General features: G+C 70.2%; 5 protein-coding genes and 1 pseudogene. 3 read left to right on the top strand and 3 right to left on the bottom strand.

Going from position 1 to position 6,410, the window contains the following annotated elements; translation table 11 throughout:
• Positions 1-227 (bottom strand): annotated as a pseudogene (locus BHU15_RS38550) (outer membrane protein assembly factor BamB family protein); the annotation flags it as partial.
• A 258-nt stretch (positions 228-485) separates the two neighbouring features.
• Entirely contained in the window at positions 486-2,309 is a 1,824-nt protein-coding gene (locus tag BHU15_RS24275) for an ABC-F family ATP-binding cassette domain-containing protein (RefSeq protein ID WP_069629144.1), read from the bottom strand.
• A gap of 449 nt (positions 2,310-2,758) precedes the next feature.
• On the opposite strand from BHU15_RS24275, the gene BHU15_RS24270 reads away from it, so the two are divergent.
• Positions 2,759-3,907 carry a PQQ-dependent sugar dehydrogenase gene (locus BHU15_RS24270; RefSeq protein WP_069629143.1) on the top strand — a complete coding sequence of 383 codons (1,149 nt, stop codon included), beginning with the start codon at positions 2,759-2,761 and terminating at the stop codon, positions 3,905-3,907.
• A 57-nt stretch (positions 3,908-3,964) separates the two neighbouring features.
• Here the strand turns inward: BHU15_RS24270 and BHU15_RS24265 are convergent, their stop codons facing one another.
• A complete protein-coding gene (locus tag BHU15_RS24265; RefSeq protein ID WP_069629142.1) occupies positions 3,965-4,627 on the bottom strand; it encodes an O-methyltransferase in 663 nt (220 codons plus the stop codon).
• Positions 4,628-4,702: 75 nt separating this feature from the next.
• On the opposite strand from BHU15_RS24265, the gene BHU15_RS24260 reads away from it, so the two are divergent.
• Positions 4,703-5,341, top strand: a complete 639-nt coding sequence (locus tag BHU15_RS24260; RefSeq protein WP_069629141.1) for a TetR/AcrR family transcriptional regulator — start codon at positions 4,703-4,705, stop codon at positions 5,339-5,341.
• A 189-nt stretch (positions 5,342-5,530) separates the two neighbouring features.
• On the top strand, positions 5,531-6,410 hold an 880-nt coding region (locus tag BHU15_RS24255; protein WP_069629140.1), incomplete at its 3' end, for a PQQ-dependent sugar dehydrogenase.

Raw genomic sequence — 6,410 nt, 5'->3', positions numbered from 1 at the left:
CCCGGCCCGTACGGGCCGGGCTGGCCCTGCGGCTGACCGTACGGGCCGGGCTGGTTGTACGGCCCCGGCTGCGGCGGCTGGCCCGGCGGCTGACCCGGGACGGGCGGTGTCTGCGGGTAGCCGTACCCGGGCTCCGCCTGCGGCGGCGGTCCCTGCGGGTGGCCGTATCCCGGCTGTTGGCCCGGCTGCTGTCCCGGCGGCGGCGGCTGGCTGGGTGGCTGGGTCATCAGCCATTCCCCCTTGTCGAACGGTCCCTCACCCGATCGGTCTCCCCCGCTATTCCGGCGGCCTGGCAATTCGGCTGTCGAATGTCAGCCGATGCCGTCGGAATGGAGCCGATTCGGGCTTGGAATCCGCAGTGTCACGTCAGTCGAGCGGGGCTTCTTTGTATCACTCGTCCCGTGGTACGGGAGGGGCCGGTCCACCCCTGTTCCCAAGGGAGGACCGGCCCGTGACGCTGTTGTTATGAGGTCTGTACCGGACCTCTACGCGTCCTCGGCGAGCTCCATCCAGCGCATCTCCAACTCGTCGCGCTGCGCTACGAGTTCACGGAGTTCGCTGTCGAGTTTCGCCACCTTGTCAAAGTCCGTGGCGCTTTCGGCGATCTGTCCGTGAAGGGCGGTCTCACGCGTCGACATCTTGTCGAGCTGCCGCTCGATTCGCTGGAGTTCCTTCTTCGCCGCGCGATTGTCCTTCGCTGAGGCGGCGGGCGCGGCGGCCGGGGCGGACGTGCCGCCGGAGCGCGCCTGGGCGGACGCCGGGGGCGCCGACTCGACGACCTTGCGCCGCCGTTCCAGGTACTCGTCGATGCCGCGCGGCAGATGACGCAGGCTGGCGTCGCCGAGGAGCGCGTACACCTTGTCCGTCGTCCGCTCGATGAAGAACCGGTCGTGGCTGATGACGACCATCGAACCGGGCCAGCCGTCGAGCAGGTCTTCGAGCTGCGTCAGCGTCTCGATGTCGAGGTCGTTCGTCGGCTCGTCCAGGAACAGCACGTTGGGCTCGTCCATCAGCAGCCGCAGGATCTGGAGCCTGCGCCGCTCGCCGCCGGAGAGGTCGCCGACGGGCGTCCACTGCTTGTCCTTGCTGAAGCCGAACTGCTCGCAGAGCTGCCCGGCGGTCATCTCCCGCCCCGTACCGAGGTCGACCCGGTCGCGCACCTGCTGGACGGCCTCCAACACCCGCAGCGTGGGCTTGAGTTCGCCCACCTCCTGCGAGAGGTACGCCAGCTTGACGGTCCGGCCGACGCTGACCTTCCCGGCCTCGGGCTGGACGTCGCCCTGGGTGCGGGCGGCCTCGGCGAGCGCGCGCAGCAGGGAGGTCTTGCCGGCGCCGTTGACGCCGACGAGACCGACCCGGTCGCCGGGGCCGAGCTGCCAGGTCAGATGCTTGAGCAGCACCTTCGGCCCGGCCTGGACGGTCACGTCCTCCAGGTCGAAGACTGTCTTGCCGAGGCGGGCGTTGGCGAACTTCATCAGCGAGGACGTGTCGCGGGGCGGCGGCACGTCCGCGATCAGCTCGTTGGCGGCCTCGATGCGGTAGCGCGGCTTGGAGGTACGGGCCGGCGGGCCGCGTCGCAGCCACGCCAGCTCCTTGCGCACCAGGTTCTGCCGCTTGGACTCCTCGGTGGCGGCGATGCGCTCGCGCTCGGCGCGGGCGAAGACGTAGTCCGAGTAGCCGCCCTCGTACTCGTGCACCGCGCCGCGCTGCACGTCCCACATCCGCGTACAGACCTGGTCCAGGAACCACCGGTCGTGGGTCACGACGACGAGCGCGGAGCGGCGCTCGCGCAGGTGGCGGGCGAGCCAGGAGATGCCCTCGACGTCGAGATGGTTGGTCGGCTCGTCGAGGATGATCACGTCCTGCTCGGCGATGAGCAGCTTCGCGAGGGCGATCCGGCGCCGCTCGCCACCGGACAGCGGCCCGATGACGGTGTCGAGCCCCTGCGGGAACCCGGCCATGTCGAGCCCGCCGAACAGCCCGGTGAGCACGTCCCGGATCTTGGCGTTGCCGGCCCACTCGTGGTCCGCGAGATCCCCGATGACCTCGTGCCGGACGGTGGCGGCGGGATCGAGCGAGTCGTGCTGCGTGAGGACGCCGAGCCTGAGCCCGCCACTGTGCGTGACCCGCCCGGTGTCGGCCTCCTCCAGCTTGGCGAGCATCCGGATGAGGGTGGTCTTGCCGTCCCCGTTACGCCCGACGACCCCGATCCTGTCCCCTTCGGAGACGCCGAGGGAGACACCGTCAAGCAGCGCACGGGTGCCGTACACCTTGGTGACTGCCTCGACATTGACCAGATTGACGGCCATTTCACTCCTGCTGGCGGAACGGATGGATCGACTGCCCAGGGTAGTCGGCGCGGGGGGCACACCGGTCGGGCGGCCCGGGGCTTCGGTTCCATCCCTGCGGGCGGTTTACCCGGCGGAGCGGTACGGGCCGCCCCCCTGGACTCCTACGCTACTCAAGGTAGTTGGGCGACTACCCACGGCGCACGGGCATCCTCCCCCACAGGGGCACCCGTGCGCCGGGCGCACGACGGGCGACGAAGGCGGCACACGACGCCTCGCGAGGACGAACGCGTCACGTAATTCGCCAGAAGCCGGTATTGGTCTAGGCCAACCACTCCTGTCTCTGTATTCTCACCCGTGGCCAGCGGCACACAAGTCCCCTACCCAGGTTGCGTGTTGGCGCAGGGCAACGCCCAGACGACTGCCCGAGCAGCCGGGTCATCCCCATTCGCCGCCTCCAGGAGGTCACGGTGAAGTTCCGCACCAGAAGCTCGGCGATCATCGGCACCATCTCCCTCATCGCATCCCTCGCCCTGACCACGGCCGCCGCCGACGAGCCCCGCGGCCCGCGTCCGGCGGCAGACGTGGCGCTCACGGAAGTGGCCAAGGCCCAGAACCCCATCGCCGGCGCCGCCGGACCGCGGGGCACGGTCTGGATCGCCGAACGCGCAGGCACCGTACGGGTCCTGACCGACCGGGGACTCAGCGCGCCGGTCCTCGACATCTCCGCCGAGACCACCACCGACGGCGAACGCGGCCTGCTGGGCGTCGCGTTCGACAAGAGGTTCGCGCACTTCTACATCTCGTACACGGACCTCGAAGGCACCAGCACCGTCGACGAGATCGCCCTGCGCAACGGCAAGCTCCAGCCCAGCACCCGGCGCACCGTGATCACCCAGACGCAGCCGTACGAGAACCACAACGGCGGCGACATCAAGTTCGGCCCCGACGGCTACCTCTACATCGCGCTCGGCGACGGCGGCGCGGGCGGCGACCCGCACGGCAACGGCCAGAAGCTCGACACGCTGCTCGGCAAGATCCTGCGCATCGACCCGGCCGGCGGCAAGTACATCGGCAAGCCGTACGCGATCCCGAAGAGCAACCCGTTCGTGGCCGACCCGAACGCGCGCGACGAGATCTGGGCGTACGGGCTCCGCAACCCCTGGCGCTTCTCCTTCGACTCCGGCACGGGCGACATGCTCATCGCCGACGTCGGCCAGAGCGACTGGGAGGAGATCGACTGGGCCTCCGCGAGGAGCAAGGGCGGCGAGAACTACGGCTGGGCCTCCATGGAGGGCACCCACCCCTTCCGCGGCGGCACCGAGCCCGCGAACCACGTGCCCCCGGTCTTCGAGTACGACCGCACCGGCCTGGGCTGCTCGGTGACGGGCGGATTCGTGTACCGCGGCACGGCGATCCCGGCGCTCAGGGGCCAGTACCTGTACAGCGACTACTGCGACGGCACGGTGCGCACGCTCCAGATGAGGAACGGCAAGGTGACCGGCCAGAGCGACCTCGGGGTCAGCAACGGCGAGGTCATCTCCTTCGTCCAGGGCGGCGACGGGGAGCTGTACGTCCTCGCCATCGGCGGCAGCGTCTCCCGCATCGACCCCGCGTAACCCGCCTCGCTCCACCAGGCCCGGCACCGGTCTCCCGGTGCCGGGCCTTCCCCTTCTTCAGAGCCGGCAGCTGATCTCCATCCCGTCCTCGACCGGGAAGGTGACGCTCTCGTACCCGTTGCGCGGATCGCGCACATGGTCGAGGCAGGGAGCCAGCGCCGGCAGGTCCACGTCGTCGGTCACGACGAGGGTGCCCGGCGCGAGGCGCGGCTCGAGCAGGCGCAGTACGGGCAGGCACAGGTCCTTCCAGCCGTCGAGCAGCAGGAAGTCCACCGGGCCATCCAGCGCGGCGAGGGTCTCGCGGGCGTCGCCTTCGAGGACGGTGATCAGGTCGTCCAGTCCGGTCTCGGCGAAGGTGCGGCGGGCGGCGGCGATCTTGTCCGCGCTCAGCTCCGAACTGATCACCCGGCCGGTGCCGTTGTCGCGTACCGCCGCCGCCAGGTAGAGCGTGGAGATCCCGAACGACGTGCCGAACTCCACCACGGTCGCCGGGCGCGCGGCCCTGATCAGGCTGTAGAGGAGCTTCCCGCCCTCGGCCGAGATCGGCATGTACACCTCCGCGTTGGCGTCCGCCAGTTCCTGCGGGCTCGCCGGGGCGAAGCCGCCGGGCCGTGCGGCCTCGATCCGGGCGCCGGTCACCTCGTCCTGGGCGGCGCGGGCGAACATCGCGTCGAGAGCGGTGACGACGCGGGGGTCCTGGAGCGTGCTGGTCTGTGTCATGAATCCTAGGCTAGACGCACCGTTGCGTAACGTCTAGAAGATACCGGCCTTACCCTTTCCCCCGTGGAGGCAGACATGGAACGAGGACGCACGGCGACCGAGGGCTCCGGCGCCGGGCGGACGGCGGCGCGCCAGCACCACGGCAACCGGCACGGGCGCAGCGAGCGCGCCCGGCAGGCCGTACTGGAGGCCGCCGACGGCCTGCTGGTGGAGAAGGGCTTCGCCGGCGTCACCATCGAGGGGATCGCCTCCAGCGCGGGCGTCGCGAAGCAGACCATCTACCGCTGGTGGAGCACCAAGACCGACATCCTCCTGGACGCCTTCCTCCAGGACGCGACGGAAGCCCTCACCCCGCCCGACCACGGCGACCTGGCCGAGGACCTGGGCGCCCACCTGCACCAACTGGCCCTGTTCCTCACCCGTTCCGACGCGGGCACCGTCTTCACCGCCCTGCTCGGCCACGCCCAGCACGACCCGGCGTTCGCCGACGTCCTGCGCGCCCGGTACCTCGACGAGCAGCGCCGCCGCGACCGGCTTCCCCTGGACAACGCGGTACGACGCGGCGAACTCCCCCCGGACCTCGACACGGTGGCCGAGGTCGACCAGCTCGTGGGACCGATCTACCACCGCGTCCTGGTCACCGGGGATCCCGTCGACCGGGCGTTCACCGATCTGCTGGTCGACAACTTCCTGAGGCGCCACCGCCTGCGGTAGAGCTGGGGTCCAACTCCCGCGAAATGGACGGGTATTGGTCTAGGCCAGACCACTCCTGTCTCTGTATCCTCACCCGTGGCCAGTTGCACTCAATCCCCCCACCCAGGTTGCGTGCTGGCGCCGGGCGCGCCCCCACCTATCGCGCCCATGCAGCCGGGTCCCCCCATTCGCCGCCTCCAGGAGGTCACGGTGAAAGTACGCACCAGAAGCTCGGCGATCCTCGGCACCATCTGCCTCGTCGGTTCCCTCGCCCTGGGCCCGGCGTCCGCCGACGAGCCCGCCGCCCCGAAGCAGGCGGCGGTCGCACTGACCGAAGTCGCCACGGCCCAGAACCCGATCGCCGGCGCCGCCGGTCCCGACGACACGGTCTGGATCGCCGAACGCGCGGGCACCGTACGGGTCCTGACCGGCCAGGGCCTCGGCCAGCCCGTCCTCGACATATCCTCCGAGACCACCACCGACGGCGAACGCGGCCTGCTGGGCGTCGCCTTCGACAACGACTTCACGCACTTCTACATCTCGTACACGAACCTCGAAGGCACCAGCACGATCGACGAGTTCGCGGTCCAGGACGGCGCGCTCCAGCCGGACACGCGGCGTACGGTCCTGACCCAGACGCAGCCGTACGAGAACCACAACGGCGGCGACATCAAGTTCGGCCCGGACGGCTACCTCTACATCGCCCTGGGCGACGGCGGCGCGGGCGGCGACCCGCACGGCAACGGCCAGAAGCTCGACACGCTGCTCGGCAAGATCCTGCGTATCGACCCGGCGGGCGCCGAGCCGTACGCGATCCCGTCGGACAACCCGTTCGTCGACGACCCGAACGCGAAGGACGAGATCTGGTCGTACGGGCTCCGCAACCCCTGGCGCTTCTCCTTCGACTCCGGCACGGGCGACCTGCTGATCGGTGACGTCGGCCAGAGCGACTGGGAGGAGATCGACTGGTCGCCGGCCTCCAGCGAGGGCGGCGAGAACTACGGCTGGGCCTCCATGGAAGGCACCCACCCCTTCCGCGGCGGCACGGAGCCCGCGAACCACGTCCCGCCGGTCTTCGAGTACGACCGCA

Source organism: Streptomyces niveus (genome assembly GCF_001723055.1).
GTDB lineage: Bacteria > Actinomycetota > Actinomycetes > Streptomycetales > Streptomycetaceae > Streptomyces > Streptomyces niveus.
This window is presented reverse-complemented; position numbering and strand designations above follow the sequence as displayed.

Coding starts and splice junctions, on each gene's coding strand:
- BHU15_RS24265 (WP_069629142.1), bottom strand. CDS start 4,627: ATGACACAGACCAGCACGCTCCAGGACCCCCGCGTCGTCACCGCTCTC.
- BHU15_RS24275 (WP_069629144.1), bottom strand. CDS start 2,309: ATGGCCGTCAATCTGGTCAATGTCGAGGCAGTCACCAAGGTGTACGGC.
- BHU15_RS24260 (WP_069629141.1), top strand. CDS start 4,703: ATGGAACGAGGACGCACGGCGACCGAGGGCTCCGGCGCCGGGCGGACG.